The following is a 15,942-nucleotide window of genomic DNA, read 5'->3' as shown; positions in this document are numbered from 1 at the left end:
AACTGCTTAAGGCCAGGGCAAAAATGAAACGATCTGCTTTCTTCATCTCGGACGGTACCGGTATCACTGCCGAAACCCTGGGGCAAAGCCTGTTGGCACAATTTGAAAACATTACATTCAACAAGTTCACCAGGCCCTATATCGACAGCGTCGAGAAGGCGCGAGCGATGGTACAACAAATCAACAACGCCGCCGACAAGGACGATGTCCGCCCGATCATCTTCGACACCATCGTCAATCAGGACATTCGCGAGATTCTGGCGACGTCGAACGGCTTCATGATTGATATCTTCTCGACCTTTTTGGCGCCGCTGGAGCAGGAGCTTAGTTCACACTCCTCGTATTCAGTGGGCAAATCGCACTCCATCGGGCATAACTCCAATTACATGGAGCGCATCGAAGCGGTCAATTTTGCGCTGGATAACGACGATGGCGCGCGTACGCATTATTACGACAAGGCCGACATCATCCTGGTGGGCGTTTCGCGCTGCGGCAAAACCCCGACCTGCCTGTACATGGCCATGCAGTTCGGCATTCGGGCGGCCAACTATCCGTTGACCGAGGACGACATGGAGCGGCTGCAACTGCCGGCGGCGCTCAAGCAACACCGCGAAAAGCTGTTTGGCCTGACCATCGACCCGGACCGTCTTACCGCGATCCGCCATGAGCGCAAGCCCAACAGTCGTTATTCAAGCTATGCACAGTGCGAATTCGAAGTGCGCGAGGTGGAAAGCCTGTTCCGCCGCGAGAACATTGCGCACATCAACTCCACGCACTTTTCGGTGGAGGAGATTTCTGCCAAGGTACTGGTCGAAAAAGGTGTCGAGCGACGCTTCAAATAAGTCGTTCATTCCCCCGCAGGAGGCACGCGTACCCAGCCTTCCATCAGCGTTCTGGCGCTGCGGCTCATGATCGCCTTGGTGACTTTCCACTCGCTGCCAACCTGTTGCGCCTGAGCGCCGACCCGCAGCGTGCCTGACGGGTGGCCGAAACGGACCGCATCACGCGCCTCGCCACCAGCGGCCAGGTTCACCAGAGTGCCGGGGATAGCCGCCGCAGTGCCGATCGCTACCGCCGCAGTGCCCATCATCGCGTGGTGCAGTTTGCCCATCGACACGGCACGCACCAGCAGGTCGATGTCCCGCGCTGCGACAGGCTTGCCACTGGAAGAGACGTAATCGGCCGGTGCCGCGACAAAAGCCACTTTGGGCGTGTGCTGGCGCGTGCCAGCTTCATCAAGCGTGCGAATCAGGCCCATACGCAAGGCGCCGTAGGCACGAATGGTTTCCAGCCGGGCAAGCGCCAGTGGGTCGCCATTGATATCGCCTTGCAACTCGATACCGGTGTAGCCGATATCTGCGGCATTGACGAAGATGGTCGGGATGCCTGCGTTGATCAGGGTTGCCTTGAGCGTACCGACCCCAGGCACCTGCAGGTCATCGACCAGATTGCCGGTAGGGAACATCGCCCCGCCCGCGCCCTCTTCGTCCGCCGCCGGGTCGAGAAACTCAAGTTGCACCTCAGCCGCAGGGAAGGTCACGCCGTCCAGTTCGAAATCGCCGGTTTCCTGCACCTCACCCCTGCTGATCGGCACATGAGCAATAATGGTCTTGCTGATATTGGCCTGCCAGATACGCACGACAGCGATGCCGTCCTGCGGTACACGGCCAAGGTCAACCAGACCACTGGCGATGGCGAACGAACCCACAGCTGCCGACAGGTTGCCGCAATTGCCGCTCCAGTCGATGAAGGGCTTGTCAATGGAGACCTGACCAAACAGGTAGTCGACATCGTGATCAGGCTTGCTGCTGTGCGACACAATGACCGTTTTGCTGGTACTGGAAGTCGCCCCGCCCATGCCGTCAATCTGTTTTTCATAGGGGTCGGGGCTGCCGATCACCCGCAGCAACAGTGCATCACGAGCAGGACCGGGCGTTTGTGCAGCTTGCGGCAGGTCGGCCAGCCTGAAGAAAACACCCTTGCTGGTGCCCCCGCGCATGTAGGTCGCAGGGATTCGGATCTGTGGTGAGTGAGGCATGAATTCGTTGTCCTGTTCGAAAAGCGCGTTGAACGCTCAAAGTAGGACGCGGAGCGTCCAGAACTGCATGCCCACGCGGAGCATGGGCACGATAGTGTTTTTTCACGCCTATCGCTCCTCACACTCCAGCGCGGGAATGCCTTGCGTGACGCTGCGCGTCACAGATCTTGCGCTGCACTGCACATTCAAGAGCGGACGCTGCGCATGAGGGACGATCAAGCCACGGTCGTAGCCTCCAGAAAATCCTGGGCAAAACGCTGCAACACGCCGCCAGCTTCGTAGATGGAAAGCTCTTCGGCGGTGTCAAGGCGGCAGGTAACCGGCACCTCGACGCGCTCACCATTCCTGCGCTGGATCACCAGCGTCAACGTCGCACGCGGCGTGCGCTGGCCGATCACGTCGTAAGTTTCGCTGCCATCGATGCCCAGTGTCAGGCGGTTGGTGCCCGGTTTGAACTCCAGTGGCAACACACCCATACCGACCAGATTGGTCCGGTGAATGCGTTCGAACCCTTCTGCTGCGATGGCCTCGACGCCCGCCAGCCTTACGCCCTTGGCGGCCCAGTCGCGGGATGAGCCCTGGCCGTAGTCGGCACCGGCAATGATGATCAGCGGTTGCTTGCGGGCCATGTAGGTTTCAATGGCCTCCCACATACGCGTGACCTGACCTTCCGGCTCGATGCGGGTCAGCGAGCCTTTTTTCACCTTGCCGTCGATCACGGCCATCTCGTTGACCAACTGCGGGTTGGCAAAGGTCGCACGCTGAGCGGTGAGATGATCGCCACGGTGGGTCGCGTAAGAGTTGAAATCCTCCTCCGGCAAGCCCATTTTCGCCAGGTATTCACCCGCTGCGCTGTCGAGCATGATCGCGTTGGACGGCGACAGGTGATCAGTGGTGATGTTGTCCGGCAGCACTGCCAGCGGGCGCATGCCTTTAAGTGTGCGCTCTCCGGCCAGCGCGCCCTCCCAATAGGGCGGACGACGAATGTAGGTGCTCATCGGACGCCAGTCATACAGCGGCTCAACCTTCGGCCCGGTGTGTTCGTCGATGGCGAACATCGGGATATAGACCTGGCGAAATTGTTCCGGCTTGACCGACGCCTGCACCACCGCGTCGATTTCCTCGTCGCTCGGCCAGATATCCTTGAGGCGGATCTCTTTGCCATCGGCGACACCCAGCACGTCGTTTTCTATGTCAAAACGAATGGTGCCGGCGATGGCGTAAGCCACGACCAATGGCGGAGAAGCCAGAAAAGCCTGCTTGGCATAAGGGTGTATGCGCCCATCAAAGTTACGATTGCCGGACAACACCGCCGTGGCGTACAGGTCACGGTCAATGATTTCCTGCTGTATCAGAGGGTCAAGTGATCCGGACATACCGTTGCAGGTGGTGCAGGCAAATGCCACCACACCGAAACCCAACTGCTCCAGCTCGGAGGTCAGCCCGGCGGCATCCAGATACAGTGCAACGGTTTTCGAGCCGGGAGCCAGCGAGGATTTCACCCACGGCTTGCGGTTGAGCCCAAGCCGGTTGGCATTGCGCGCCAGCAGGCCCGCCGCAATCACATTGCGCGGGTTGCTGGTGTTGGTGCAACTGGTGATCGCAGCGATGATCACCGCGCCATCCGGCATCTGCCCTGGCACTTCTTCCCACTTCCCGGCAATACCCCTGGCGGCCAGATCAGCGGTGGCCACCCGCGCGTGCGGGTTGGACGGCCCGGCCATATTGCGTACCACACTGGACAGATCGAAGCTCAACACCCGCTCATATTCGACCTCGCTCAGGCTGTCCGACCAAAGCCCCGTATGCCGGGCGTAGAGTTCGACCAGCTTGACCTGATCGTCCTCACGGCCGGTAAGGCGCAGGTAATCGATGGTTTGCGAGTCGATGGAGAACATTGCCGCTGTTGCACCATATTCCGGCGCCATGTTGGAAATCGTCGCCCGGTCGCCAAGGGTCAGGCTCGAGGCACCAGCACCGTAGAACTCAAGGTAAGCGCCGACGACCTTCTGCTGGCGCAGGTATTCGGTCAGGGCCAGCACCACATCGGTAGCGGTAATGCCCGGCTGGCGGCGGCCCGTGAGTTCAACGCCAATGATGTCCGGCAGGCGCATCCACGAGGCGCGACCAAGCATCACGTTTTCGGCCTCGAGCCCACCGACGCCGATGGCGATTACGCCCAGTGCATCGACGTGCGGCGTGTGGCTGTCAGTGCCGACCAGCGTGTCGGGGAACGCCACGCCATCAAGCACCTGCACCACCGGGGACATTTTCTCCAGGTTGATCTGGTGCATGATGCCGTTGCCCGGCGGGATCACTTCAACGTTCTTGAACGCCAGTTTGGTCCAGTCAATGAAATGAAAACGGTCTTCGTTGCGACGATCCTCGATGGCGCGGTTCTTCGCCAGCGCTTGCGGGTCGTTGCCATCTGCCTCGACGGCCAGCGAATGATCGACGATCAGTTGAACCGGCACCACCGGGTTGACCAGCGCCGGATCACCGCCCTGGGAAGCAATCGCATCGCGCAACCCGGCGAGGTCCACCAGTGCGGTCTGGCCGAGAATGTCATGGCAGACCACTCTTGCTGGAAACCAGGGGAAATCCAGATCACGCTTGCGCTCGATAAGCTGAGTCAGTGAAGCGTTCAGCGTTGCAGGATCACAGCGGCGCACAAGGTTTTCAGCCAGCACGCGCGAGGTGTACGGCAATGTGGCATAGGCCCCGGGGCTGAGCGCTTCGACAGCCGCATGAGCGTCAAAGTAGTCCAGCCTGGTGCCAGGGAGCGGTTTGCGATATTCACTGTTCATTGCGGGGTCGCTCACGGAAAGTTCGGAATATGGGCGAGAAGCTCATCAGCGGCTCCCCTGCCCCTTTCAACGTTGTTCGATGGGTACGAAGCTGCGCTGCTCGACACCTATGTACTCGGCGCTCGGACGGATGATGCGGTTGTTCGCGCGTTGTTCGAACACGTGGGCGGCCCAGCCGGTCAGGCGTGAGCAAACGAAAATCGGGGTGAACAACTTGGTCGCAATGCCCATGAAGTGGTAGGCAGACGCATGATAGAAGTCGGCATTGGGAAACAGCTTCTTCTGCTCCCACATGACCTTGTCGATGGCCTCGGAAACCGGAAACAAAACGCTATCGCCCACTTCGTCGGCGAGTTTTTTCGACCAGCCCTTGATCACCTCGTTGCGCGGGTCTGACTCCTTGTAGATCGCATGACCGAAGCCCATGATCTTTTCCTTGCGCTCAAGCATGCCCAACGTCCCCTGGGTGGCGTCTTCGGCTGAAGAGAAACGCTGGATCATTTCCATCGCCGCTTCGTTGGCGCCACCGTGCAGCGGACCGCGCAGTGTGCCGATGGCTGCGGTAACGCAGGAAAACAGGTCCGACAGGGTCGAGGCGCACACGCGGGCGGTGAACGTCGAGGCATTGAACTCATGCTCGGCGTACAGAATCAGCGAAACATTCATGACCTTGCGATGCAGCTCGCTAGGCGCCTTGTCCAGCAGCAGGTGCAGAAAATGCCCGCCGATGGAGTCTTCGCGAGTATTGCAATCGATGCGCTTGCCGTCGTGGCTGAAGCGGTACCAGTAACACATGATCGCCGGGAACGCGGCCAGAAGGCGGTCAGTGGCGTCCAGCTGTTGATCGAAGCTGCGCTCGGGCTCAAGCGTGCCGAGCATCGATGCACCGGTGCGCATGACGTCCATCGGATGAGTGTCGGCCGGGATGCGCTCCAGCACGTCTTTCAGAGCCTGAGGCAGATCGCGCAGCCCCTTGAGTTTGTCCAGGTAAGCGGACAGCTGGCTCTGATTAGGCAGTTCGCCATACAGCAGCAGGTAGGCGACTTCCTCGAACTGCGCCTCTGCGGCCAGCTCACGCACGTCATAGCCGCGATAAGTCAGCCCGGCGCCGGCCATGCCGACTGTAGACAAAGCCGTCTGCCCGGCAACCTGCCCGCGTAGCCCGGCGCCACTCAACACTTTTGCTTCAGCCATGGTTTTCTCCAATTTTGTTTTTCTGTACCTGGACGCTGAGCGTCACCAGATGAATCGTCAGAACTATTGTCTTCGCGAACAAGTCCGCTCCCACGGCCTTCGGCCAGCATCAAAAGCAGATTTGAGTAAGCAGCGTGTTCTGTGACAATCAGCCCTTCTTCTGCGCAAACAGCGCGTCCAGCTTCTGTTCGAATACGTGGTAGTCGATGGCGTCGTACAGCTCCATGCGGGTCTGCATGCTGTCGATCACGTTTTTCTGGCTGCCATCACGGCGAATCGCGCCGTAGACGTTTTCCGCAGCCTTGTTCATGGCACGGAATGCAGAAAGCGGATACAGAACCAGCGAAACATCGGCATCACGCAGTTCGTCGACAGTAAACAGCGGCGTCGCACCAAATTCGGTGATGTTGGCCAGAATCGGCACTGCGGCGCGATTGGCGAACTGCTTGTACATCGCCAATTCGGTGATCGCTTCCGGGAACACCATGTCCGCGCCCGCCTCGATACAGGCCGCCGCGCGCTCCAGCGCCGACTCAAGCCCTTCGACCGCCAGCGCATCGGTACGCGCCATGATCACAAAACTGTCGTCGGTGCGCGCGTCGACGGCAGCCTTGATACGGTCGACCATTTCCTGCTGCGAAACGATTTCCTTGTTCGGGCGATGCCCGCAGCGCTTGGCGCCGACCTGGTCTTCGATATGAATCGCTGCGGCGCCGGCCTTGATCATCGAGCGCACGGTTCGCGCCACATTGAAGGCCGACGAACCGAACCCGGTGTCGACATCCACCAGCAACGGCAGATCACACACGTCGGTGATGCGACGAACATCGATCAGCACGTCCTCCAGCCCGGTGATGCCCAAGTCCGGAATACCCAGCGAACCTGCCGCCACACCGCCACCGGACAGGTAAATAGCCTTGAAACCTGCCCGTTTGGCGAGCAAAGCGTGATTGGCATTGATCGCGCCGACTACTTGCAGCGGCTTCTCGCTGGCCACTGCATCGCGAAAACGCTGGCCGGGGGTGCTGTTGTTGTAACTCATTGTTGACCTCGGTCAGTTGCCTGGGAAGAAGTCGCCCGATAGTGGCGCTCGATGTTGCGTCTGGACGCCCCGATATGTCGGCGCATCAACAATTCAGCCAGTTCGCCGTCACGCTCGGCGATAGCGTCGAGAATCCGGTGATGTTCGGCAAAGGCCTGGCGGGGGCGGTTGGGCGTGGTGGAGAACTGGATACGGTACATGCGCACCAACTGGTAAAGCTCGCCACAGAGCATCTGGCTGAGGGTGCGGTTGCCGCTGCCCTGAATGATCCGGTAATGGAAGTCGAAATCGCCTTCCTGCTGGTAATAGCCGATACCGGCCTGAAAGGCAGCGTCGCGCTCGTGAGTGTCGAGCACGCCGCGCAGCTCATCAATCTCGTCCTGGGTCATGCGCTCGGCTGCCAGCCTGCAAGCCATGCCCTCCAGCGATTCGCGGATTTCGTAGAGTTCGATCAGTTCGGCATGGCTCAGCGCAACAACCCGGGCGCCGACGTGAGGCACCCGCACCACCAGCCTCTGCCCTTCAAGCCGATGGATGGCCTCACGCAACGGACCACGACTGATACCGTAGGTACGGGCCAGCTCCGGCTCGGAGATTTTGCTGCCGGGGGCAATCTCACCCTTGACGATAGCCGACTGGATGCGCCGAAAGACGTTCTCGGAGAGGGTTTCAGAATCGTCTTCAGCCACCGACTGCTTTTCGATCACAACCGACATTGTCGACACCTTTTCTTTTAATAGCTGCAAATCTAGTCATAAACAGCCAATCAGTCAAAGAAAACTGATCGATTGTCGACAATCCATGCAGCTACCTTATATCACGCCTCAAGAGCAACCTGAACGGACACACAGGTAGATAACTGGCGCCCCCGGGCCTTCATGCTAGAATGCGCCTCGCGTCTGCACAGCACGCTCCATGGCGGAGCGGCTGCCTGCGACCTCCCTGCCTCACTGCCATCAGGTCCATTTAGCTTGCGCCCTGACCCTGAAGTTACCTGCTCATCGCGCCAGGATTTATGAGACTGACTACCTTCTTCACATTGTTGTGCCTCTTGTCTTTGCCGGGTCTTACCCTGGCCGCCAACAAGACGGTCTATGGCCTTAACGAGTACGCCAGACTCACCGACATCGACGTCGAAGTCGCCGCCAAGCTGGACACCGGCGCCAAGACTGCCTCGCTGAGCGCCCGCGACATCAAGCATTTCAAACGCAACGGCGAGAGCTGGGTGCGCTTCTATGTGGCCACCGACCGCAAGCATGTCCACCCTGTCGAACGACCGCTTGCCCGAGTCAGCAAGATCAAACGACGCGCCGACGATCTTGACCAGGATGACGACAACCGGTTTTCCTCACGACCGGTGATCACGCTGGATATCTGCATGGGTGAAGTTTTACGCACCATAGAAGTGAACTTGACTGACCGAAGTGCATTCCAATACCCGCTTTTGATCGGCTCCGAGGCGTTGAAACGCTTCGATGCGCTGGTCGATCCAAGTCTTAAATATGCGGCAGGAAAGCCCGTCTGCGCTTCCGTCGCTCAAAACGCAGAGTAAATCCATGCGCTCTCTTACACTCCATCTGAAGATCCTGATCACTGTCCTGGTGACCCTGGGCATTGCGATCACGGCCTACCAGATACTGGCGCTCGGCATACCGGTGTCCGAAGACGAAACCGATGACCTGTGGAACATCGACGCCAAGGTCGAATTCGTTGCCAACCCCAAGGACTCGGTAAAAATCCAGATGTTCGTGCCGCCGCTGGCCCACGACTACATCAGCCTCAACGAAAGCTTTATCTCGAACAATTACGGCGTCAGCGTCAATCGCGCTGACGGCAATCGAAAAGTCACGTGGTCCGCACGACGTGCCACCGGCAACCAGACACTTTATTACCGACTGGTCCTGACCAAGCGCTACAGCGGCGAGAAGCCCAAGGTCAAAGGCCCGATCTTTCGCGACAGCATGACCCTCGAAGGCCCTGAAAAAGTGGCGGCCGAAGCACTGCTTGCGCCGATCCGGCAACACTCGGCCGACGTGGAAACCTTCATCACCGAGGCTATCAAACGCGTCAACAACCTCAATGACGACAACGTCAAGCTGCTGCTGGCAGGCGACACCTCGGCCTCCAACAAGGCTCGCATCACCGAGTTGCTGCTGTCGATTGCCCACGTGCCAATGGAAAAAGCCCACACCATTCGCCTGCAAGCCGACCAGCCACAAACGCCGGAACTCTGGCTGCGCAGCTTCAATGGCAAGGAATGGCTGTACTTCAACCCTGACACGGGTGAGGCCGGCATGCCGGAAGACCGTCTGCTGTGGTGGACTGGTGAAGAAAATCTGGTCTCCGTCGAGGGCGGCAAGAAGGTGCAGGTCACTTTCAGTCTCAACAACAGTGAGATGAATGCAATGCGTCTGGCCAAACTGACCGACGCCAGCACCGACTCGGACTTCCTCGCCTATTCGCTGTACGGCCTGCCGCTGCAGACTCAGCAGACCTTCATGGTCATGGTGATGATCCCGATCGGCGTATTGGTCATCCTGATCCTGCGCAACCTGATCGGCCTGCAGACGCTGGGGACGTTCACGCCGGTACTGATTGCCCTGGCGTTCCGCGAGACTCAGCTGGGCTTCGGGATTGTCCTGTTTACCGTGATCACGGCCCTGGGCCTGTCACTGCGCTCATACCTGGAGCACCTGAAACTGCAGATGCTCCCGCGTCTCTCGGTGGTACTGACCTTCGTTGTGGTGCTGATTGCCGCCATCAGCCTGTTCAGCCACAAGCTGGGGCTGGAACGCGGCCTGTCGGTGGCACTGTTCCCGATGGTGATTTTGACCATGACCATTGAACGCCTGTCGATCACTTGGGAAGAGCGCGGCGGCAGCCATGCCATGAAAGTTGCAATCGGCACGCTGTTCGCGGCGTCTCTTGCACACCTGATCATGAGCGTGCCGGAACTGACCTATTTCGTCTTCACCTTCCCTGCCGTGCTGCTGATTCTGGTTGGCTTCATGCTGGCCATGGGCAGATACCGTGGCTACCGACTGACCGAGCTGGTGCGCTTCAAGGCATTCCTCAAAGAGGAAAAAGCCAAGTGATGGGCTGGTGGAAGACCTGGAAAGCACTGGAAGCCCGCGGCATCATGGGCATCAATCGGCGTAATGCCGACTTCGTGCTCAAGTACAACAAGCGCAGCCTGTACCCGATAGTCGATGACAAGATCATCACCAAGGAGCGGGCCATCGCTGCGGGCATTCACGTTCCGGAGATGTACGGGGTGATTTCCACGGAAAAGGAAATCGACCGGCTCGACGAGATCATCGGCGGCCACAACGACTTCGTGATAAAACCTGCCCAAGGCGCAGGCGGCGATGGCATTCTGGTTATTGCCGACCGCTTCGAGGATCGCTTTCGCACGGTTTCCGGGCGCATCATCAGCCACTCGGAAATCGAGCATCAGGTATCCAGCATCCTCACCGGCCTCTACTCGTTGGGCGGACACCGCGACCGGGCACTGATTGAATACCGGGTGGTCCCCGACTCGATCTTCAAGAGCATCAGCTATGAAGGTGTACCGGACATTCGCATCATCGTGCTGATGGGCTATCCGGTGATGGCCATGTTGCGCCTGCCGACTCGTCAATCAGGCGGCAAGGCAAATCTGCACCAGGGCGCCATCGGCGTCGGCGTCGATCTGGCCACCGGCGTGACACTGCAAGGCACGTGGCTGAACAACATCATCAGCAAGCACCCTGACACGACACACTCCGTAGACGGCGTACAACTGCCCAACTGGGACGGTTTCATGAAGCTTTCAGCCGAGTGCTACGAGCTGTGCGGCCTGGGCTATATCGGCGTCGATATGGTGCTGGATCAGGACAAGGGGCCGCTGATTCTGGAACTGAACGCACGCCCCGGCCTGAATATCCAGATCGCCAACGACACCGGCCTGACGCACCGCACCCAGGCGGTCGAAGCACGGCTGGAACAACTGGCCCTCGAAGGACGCCAGGAATCGCCTCAGGAACGGGTCGATTTTGCGCAGCAGCTGTTCGGCCATGTGCCCAACGCCTGAGTCATGCCTACGCCCGACATACTGCTAGGAGCGGCCGGACAGCAAGGCTACAATCGCCGGCCGCGCTCTCAAGACTGACGCTCGATAATGTCCACTTGCTCGATACACTCTCTACCCTACAGCGCTGACCCGGCCGTGTTTTTTTCACGCCTGCGTGAGGCGCCGGGCGCGGTACTGCTCGACAGCGGCAGACCGGTCGCCACGCGTGGCCGATATGACCTGCTCAGCGCCTGGCCAGTCGACACACTAGTGGTTGCAGAGGGTGAGACAGGCACGGCTTATCTTCAGCGGCTGCGCGACAGCCTGACTACACTGGGAACGGCAACCCTGCCCGCAGGCTGCGAACTGCCGTTCACCGGCGGCCTGATAGGGTATCTGGGTTACGAGTTTGGTCGACGCCTCGAACCGCTGCCTGAGCAGGCCCGCAACGATCTGCAGTTGCCGGAGGCACGTCTGGGGCTCTATGCCTGGGCGTTGATCAGTGATCATCAGCGCGGCACCAGCCAACTGGTGTTTCACCCGTCATTGAGCGCGAGCGAACGTGCACGTCTGATTGACCTGTTCAGCACCAGCACACTGCCGCAACGCACCCGTTTCGAGCTCGGCCAGGCGTTTCAGGCCAGCATCAGCGCAGATGACTATCGACAGGCTTTCGCGCGCATCCAGGCCTACATCCAGGCGGGCGATTGCTATCAGGTCAATTTCGCGCAACGCTTTCAGGCCCAGTGCTCAGGCGATCCATGGGCAGCCTACTGCGCGTTGCGGGCGGCTTGCCCTACCCCGTTTGCCGGTTATCTGGCATTGCCGGGAACTGACGCCATCCTGAGCCTTTCTCCTGAGCGCTTTGTCAGGGTCAGCTCACGGCAGGTGGAAACCCGCCCCATCAAAGGCACGCGGCCGCGCAGCGCAGATACTGCTCAGGACGCCGCTCTTGCCCTGGAATTGCTGGCCAGCGAGAAAGACCGCGCCGAAAACCTGATGATCGTCGACCTGCTGCGCAACGATCTGGGCCGCAGTTGCAGCATCGGTTCGGTGAAAGTCCCTGAACTGTTCAGCCTGGAAAGCTACCCCAATGTTCACCACCTGGTGAGCAGCGTGACCGGCGAACTGGCAGCCGGCAACGATGCACTGGACCTGATCGCCGGCAGCTTTCCCGGGGGCTCCATTACCGGCGCGCCGAAGATTCGTGCCATGCAGATCATCGACGAACTGGAACCGACCCGCCGCAGCCTGTACTGCGGCTCGCTGATGTATCTGGATGTTCGCGGCGAAATGGACAGCTCTATCGCCATCCGTAGCCTGCTGGTCAAAAACGGACAAATTTCCTGCTGGGGCGGCGGCGGTATCGTCGCCGATTCCGACTGCGAGGCCGAGTATCAGGAAACCTTCACCAAGGTCCGCGTGCTCATGGAGACGCTCGAAGCGCTTTGAGATCCAGCTTCTGTGGGGCGAGCCTGTTCGCGAATGCGTCGGTTCGGGCATCAGGATTTCGCCTATGCACAGCCCCTTTCGCGAACAAGCCAAGCGTCGCCCGGTTCGCGCTTGATTTACTTATGGCCGCTACAGGGCACGTTTCCCCTAAAGCAACAAATCCCGATTCGACGCCTTGATGAATTCTTTCTTCAAGTCCTCAAACGTATGCACCGCCGGGAACTGCGGGAATTCTCGGATCACGTGTCAGGTGCGTGAAACAGGATACCCGCATCAGCTTCGCCCAGCATCGTGGTGTCGTTGTACGAATCGCCCGCTGCAATGATGCGGTAATAGAGACTCTTGAAGGCCAGTACCGACTGACGCTTCGGGTCTTTCTGGCGTAGTTGATAACTGACCACACGGTCGTTTTCATCAGTGATCAACCGATGACACAGCAGCGTCGGGAACCCCAACTGACGCATCAGCGGCTGGGAGAACTCGTAGAACGTGTCCGACAGAATCACCACTTGAAAACGCTCACGCAGCCAGTCGACAAACTCTGCAGCGCCCTCCAGCGGCCTGAGGGTGCTGATCACCTCTTGAATGTCCGCCAGCTTCAGACCGTGCTCATCCAGAATACGCAGGCGTTGGCTCATCAGTACGTCATAGTCAGGGATGTCCCGAGTGGTCGCACGCAATGACTCAATGTCGGTTTTTTCGGCAAAGGCGATCCAGATTTCCGGGACCAGCACACCCTCAAGGTCCAGACAGGCAATTTCCACAGCACACTCCTCAAGGGCTTTGCTATCAAACGGATAGCGGCACTCTAGTCGCTGGCACGGGCCATTGAACAGTGGATTTGTTACCATTGCCGGCATTACGAGCGCTTAAGCGCCACTCTTGAATTCAAGGAAGCCGCCTGATGAGCCAACCTTTCGACGTCGCTGAGCTGGCGACCACGTATGCCAACAAATCCGCGCAGGACATTCTGAAACTGGCTTTCGAGCACTTTGGCGACGAGCTGTGGATTTCGTTCAGCGGCGCCGAAGATGTCGTGCTGGTGGACATGGCGTGGAAACTGAACAAAAACGTCAAGGTTTTCAGTCTGGATACAGGCCGCCTGCACGCGGAAACCTATCGCTTCATCGAGCAGGTGCGTGATCACTACCAGATCGAGATCGAGATCATCTCGCCGGACCAGAGCAAGCTGGAGCCTTTCGTCAAGGAAAAGGGCCTGTTCAGTTTCTATCGGGACGGTCATGGCGAGTGCTGCGGCATTCGCAAGATCGAGCCGTTGCGCCGCAAATTGTCAGGGGTCAAGGCCTGGGCGACCGGTCAGCGCCGCGACCAGAGCCCCGGCACCCGCAGCGCCGTCGCTGCGCTGGAGATCGACAGCGCGTTCTCGACAGTCGAACGCACGCTGTACAAGTTCAACCCTTTGGCACAGATGAGCAGCGAGGAAATCTGGGGCTATATCCGTATGCTGGAGCTGCCTTACAACAGCCTGCACGAGCGCGGCTTCATAAGCATTGGCTGCGAACCCTGCACTCGCCCGGTACTGCCGAACCAGCATGAACGCGAAGGACGCTGGTGGTGGGAAGAGGCCACGCAAAAAGAATGCGGACTGCACGCAGGCAACCTGATAGCGCGCAGTTAATGTAGCGAGCAACGAGCGGCAAGCTACAAGTCAAAGCGTGAAGGCTCTGGCTTGCAGCTTGAGGCTCGAACTGCCTCTAGTGCACCGGCAGTTCGACGTTGGCAAACAGCTCTTCCATTTCCTGTTTGTTGTGGCACTGAATCGCCTTGGCCATGACCTCGCGGGTCAGGTGCGGAGCGAATTTCTCGATGAAATCGCACATGAAGCCACGCAGGAAAGTGCCGCGACGGAAGGCAATCTTGGTCACGCTGGACTCGAACAGGTCGCTAGCGTCGAGCACTACCAGATCGCTGTCAACTTCTTCATCCACCGCCATTCGCGCCACAATCCCAACGCCAAGATTCAGCCTGACGTAAGTCTTGATAACGTCGGCATCTGCCGCTGTGAACACGACTTTCGGCACCAGGCCGCGGTGGCTGAATGCTTCGTCCAGCTTGGAACGCCCTGTAAAACCGAAGACGTAAGTCACTATCGGGTATTCGGCGAGCAACTCCAGCGTCAGCTTCGGCACCTTGGTCAGGGGATGCCCCTGAGGCACCACAACGCAGCGGTTCCAGCGATAGCAGGGCATCATCACCAGGTCGCTGAACTGCTCGAGCGCTTCGGTGGCGATAGCAAAATCAACCGTCCCGTCAGCCGCCATTTCGGCAATCTGCATCGGCGACCCCTGATGCATATGCAGCGCGACGTCAGGGTACTGCTTGATGAAATTGCTGATAACCGGGGGCAGTGCATAACGCGCTTGCGTGTGAGTGGTTGCGATCGACAGAGTGCCTTTCTTCTCGTTGGAGAATTCCTGGGCAATTTGCTTGATGCTCTCGACCTTGCGCAGGATTTCACCGGCCGTGGTGATGATTCGCTCTCCGGCTGGCGTCACGCGCGTCAGGTGCTTGCCGCTGCGGGCAAACACCTCGACGCCCAGCTCGTCTTCAAGCAGACGGATCTGCTTGCTGATCCCGGGCTGAGAGGTATAAAGGCTTTGGGCCGTCGCGGAAACGTTGAGGTCGTGGTGCGCCACTTCCCAAATGTAGCGCAATTGTTGGAGCTTCATATGTATCCCTCAAAGCAGATAAACCCGATGGGTATCAGCGACGGTATATAACTGGATTAATGGTGAGACGAATAATTCTAGAACTTTTTATCACCTTTGTAAGGTGATCGCACGCTCGATTTCATTAAAACCACCAAATGACGCTCACCCTACCCTCGCCCTTTTTTAAGCATGATTGGCACCATGTAGACGGGCACGTCGGAAAACTGCAAGACCCTGGACGCTGTTCGACCTGTCGATGCCCCCCCTTCCACCCGGCGGCTGTGGCTGCCGACTACCAGCAGGTCCACGTTCAGTTTGCGTGCCTGCTCGAGAATGATGCTGGCGGGCTCTCCCTGAATGACACGCACTGTGCGGATCAACGACAGATCAGAGTGACCCTCCCCGAGCTCCTCCCGATACCCGTCAAGCATCCGTTGCTCTATGCCCTCCAGAAACGCCTCCACACCTTTGCCGTGAAGCTCTCGCAGCGCATCCTGCCCAAGGTAAGTTTGCAGGACCGATTCGGCAAACAGCCCCAAGGGTTCGACAACATGGATAACGTACAGCCCGGCGTTGAACGTTCTTGCCAGCGCCAACGCGTGCTGCGTCACATACGGCGCAAACAGACCCAGGTCTGTGGCATACAGCATCGAACGCACCATACAACCTCCCGTACAACCAGAATG

The 15,942-nt window shown here is 58.9% G+C and carries 13 protein-coding genes and 1 pseudogene; 6 read left to right on the top strand and 8 right to left on the bottom strand.

The window, feature by feature from the left end; genetic code table 11:
- Window positions 1-23: 23 nt before the first annotated feature.
- Window positions 24-842, top strand: coding sequence for a posphoenolpyruvate synthetase regulatory kinase/phosphorylase PpsR (ppsR, locus tag POR16_RS09570; protein WP_003347114.1), 819 nt, complete (start codon window positions 24-26; stop codon window positions 840-842).
- A 5-nt stretch (window positions 843-847) separates the two neighbouring features.
- On the opposite strand, the gene prpF is transcribed toward ppsR, so the two are convergent.
- The 5 genes from prpF to POR16_RS09540 form a co-directional block, all read right to left on the bottom strand.
- Complete coding sequence (gene prpF, locus POR16_RS09565; RefSeq protein WP_122349901.1) at window positions 848-2,038, bottom strand: 2-methylaconitate cis-trans isomerase PrpF; 1,191 nt, start codon at window positions 2,036-2,038, stop codon at window positions 848-850.
- A 215-nt stretch (window positions 2,039-2,253) separates the two neighbouring features.
- Window positions 2,254-4,845 (bottom strand): Fe/S-dependent 2-methylisocitrate dehydratase AcnD, encoded by a 2,592-nt coding sequence (acnD, locus tag POR16_RS09555; protein WP_122311419.1) that lies wholly within the window; start codon window positions 4,843-4,845, stop codon window positions 2,254-2,256.
- Between the two features lie 66 nt (window positions 4,846-4,911).
- On the bottom strand, window positions 4,912-6,039 hold the full coding sequence (gene prpC, locus POR16_RS09550) for a bifunctional 2-methylcitrate synthase/citrate synthase (protein WP_005897450.1): 1,128 nt from the start codon (window positions 6,037-6,039) through the stop codon (window positions 4,912-4,914).
- A 148-nt stretch (window positions 6,040-6,187) separates the two neighbouring features.
- Entirely contained in the window at window positions 6,188-7,081 is an 894-nt protein-coding gene (gene prpB / locus POR16_RS09545) for a methylisocitrate lyase (RefSeq protein WP_005897448.1), read from the bottom strand.
- Window positions 7,078-7,797 (bottom strand): GntR family transcriptional regulator, encoded by a 720-nt coding sequence (locus POR16_RS09540; RefSeq protein ID WP_005897446.1) that lies wholly within the window; start codon window positions 7,795-7,797, stop codon window positions 7,078-7,080. The genes prpB and POR16_RS09540 overlap by 4 nt, the downstream gene beginning before the upstream one ends.
- A 299-nt stretch (window positions 7,798-8,096) precedes the next feature.
- On the opposite strand from POR16_RS09540, the gene rloA reads away from it, so the two are divergent.
- The 4 genes from rloA to pabB all read left to right on the top strand — a co-directional run bounded on the left by rloA (window position 8,097) and on the right by pabB (window position 12,584).
- A complete protein-coding gene (gene rloA, locus POR16_RS09535) occupies window positions 8,097-8,633 on the top strand; it encodes a retropepsin-like aspartic peptidase RloA (protein WP_005897444.1) in 537 nt (178 codons plus the stop codon).
- Between the two features lie 4 nt (window positions 8,634-8,637).
- Complete coding sequence (gene rloB / locus POR16_RS09530) at window positions 8,638-10,176, top strand: osmotic stress tolerance membrane protein RloB (RefSeq protein ID WP_005897442.1); 1,539 nt, start codon at window positions 8,638-8,640, stop codon at window positions 10,174-10,176.
- Entirely contained in the window at window positions 10,176-11,153 is a 978-nt protein-coding gene (locus POR16_RS09525) for an alpha-L-glutamate ligase-like protein (RefSeq protein ID WP_162010131.1), read from the top strand. The genes rloB and POR16_RS09525 overlap by 1 nt, the downstream gene beginning before the upstream one ends.
- A gap of 87 nt (window positions 11,154-11,240) precedes the next feature.
- The gene (gene pabB / locus POR16_RS09520; RefSeq protein WP_042933091.1) at window positions 11,241-12,584 is read left to right on the top strand and encodes an aminodeoxychorismate synthase component I; all 1,344 of its coding nucleotides are present in this window, start codon (window positions 11,241-11,243) and stop codon (window positions 12,582-12,584) included.
- Between the two features lie 147 nt (window positions 12,585-12,731).
- On the opposite strand, the pseudogene thrH reads toward pabB, so the two are convergent.
- A pseudogene (gene thrH, locus POR16_RS09515) lies at window positions 12,732-13,348 on the bottom strand (bifunctional phosphoserine phosphatase/homoserine phosphotransferase ThrH).
- Window positions 13,349-13,488: 140 nt separating this feature from the next.
- On the opposite strand from thrH, the gene POR16_RS09510 reads away from it, so the two are divergent.
- The gene (locus tag POR16_RS09510; RefSeq protein WP_024669768.1) at window positions 13,489-14,223 is read left to right on the top strand and encodes a phosphoadenylyl-sulfate reductase; all 735 of its coding nucleotides are present in this window, start codon (window positions 13,489-13,491) and stop codon (window positions 14,221-14,223) included.
- Between the two features lie 76 nt (window positions 14,224-14,299).
- Here the strand turns inward: POR16_RS09510 and cysB are convergent, their stop codons facing one another.
- Window positions 14,300-15,274 (bottom strand): HTH-type transcriptional regulator CysB, encoded by a 975-nt coding sequence (gene cysB / locus POR16_RS09505; RefSeq protein WP_003382487.1) that lies wholly within the window; start codon window positions 15,272-15,274, stop codon window positions 14,300-14,302.
- A 149-nt stretch (window positions 15,275-15,423) separates the two neighbouring features.
- On the bottom strand, window positions 15,424-15,918 hold the full coding sequence (locus tag POR16_RS09500) for a universal stress protein (protein ID WP_005897434.1): 495 nt from the start codon (window positions 15,916-15,918) through the stop codon (window positions 15,424-15,426).
- Window positions 15,919-15,942: the final 24 nt, after the last annotated feature.

This window comes from Pseudomonas coronafaciens pv. oryzae str. 1_6 (assembly GCF_000156995.2).
Lineage (GTDB): Bacteria > Pseudomonadota > Gammaproteobacteria > Pseudomonadales > Pseudomonadaceae > Aquipseudomonas > Aquipseudomonas tremae.
This window is presented reverse-complemented; position numbering and strand designations above follow the sequence as displayed.

Excerpts from the sequence above, each read along its gene's own strand:
- acnD (WP_122311419.1), bottom strand. The coding sequence starts at position 4,845 with ATGAACAGTGAATATCGCAAACCGCTCCCTGGCACCAGGCTGGACTAC.
- POR16_RS09510 (WP_024669768.1), top strand. The coding sequence starts at position 13,489 with ATGAGCCAACCTTTCGACGTCGCTGAGCTGGCGACCACGTATGCCAAC.
- cysB (WP_003382487.1), bottom strand. The coding sequence starts at position 15,274 with ATGAAGCTCCAACAATTGCGCTACATTTGGGAAGTGGCGCACCACGAC.
- prpC (WP_005897450.1), bottom strand. The coding sequence starts at position 6,039 with ATGGCTGAAGCAAAAGTGTTGAGTGGCGCCGGGCTACGCGGGCAGGTT.
- rloA (WP_005897444.1), top strand. The coding sequence starts at position 8,097 with ATGAGACTGACTACCTTCTTCACATTGTTGTGCCTCTTGTCTTTGCCG.
- rloB (WP_005897442.1), top strand. The coding sequence starts at position 8,638 with ATGCGCTCTCTTACACTCCATCTGAAGATCCTGATCACTGTCCTGGTG.
- POR16_RS09500 (WP_005897434.1), bottom strand. The coding sequence starts at position 15,918 with ATGGTGCGTTCGATGCTGTATGCCACAGACCTGGGTCTGTTTGCGCCG.
- prpF (WP_122349901.1), bottom strand. The coding sequence starts at position 2,038 with ATGCCTCACTCACCACAGATCCGAATCCCTGCGACCTACATGCGCGGG.
- POR16_RS09525 (WP_162010131.1), top strand. The coding sequence starts at position 10,176 with ATGGGCTGGTGGAAGACCTGGAAAGCACTGGAAGCCCGCGGCATCATG.
- pabB (WP_042933091.1), top strand. The coding sequence starts at position 11,241 with ATGTCCACTTGCTCGATACACTCTCTACCCTACAGCGCTGACCCGGCC.
- prpB (WP_005897448.1), bottom strand. The coding sequence starts at position 7,081 with ATGAGTTACAACAACAGCACCCCCGGCCAGCGTTTTCGCGATGCAGTG.
- POR16_RS09540 (WP_005897446.1), bottom strand. The coding sequence starts at position 7,797 with ATGTCGGTTGTGATCGAAAAGCAGTCGGTGGCTGAAGACGATTCTGAA.
- ppsR (WP_003347114.1), top strand. The coding sequence starts at position 24 with ATGAAACGATCTGCTTTCTTCATCTCGGACGGTACCGGTATCACTGCC.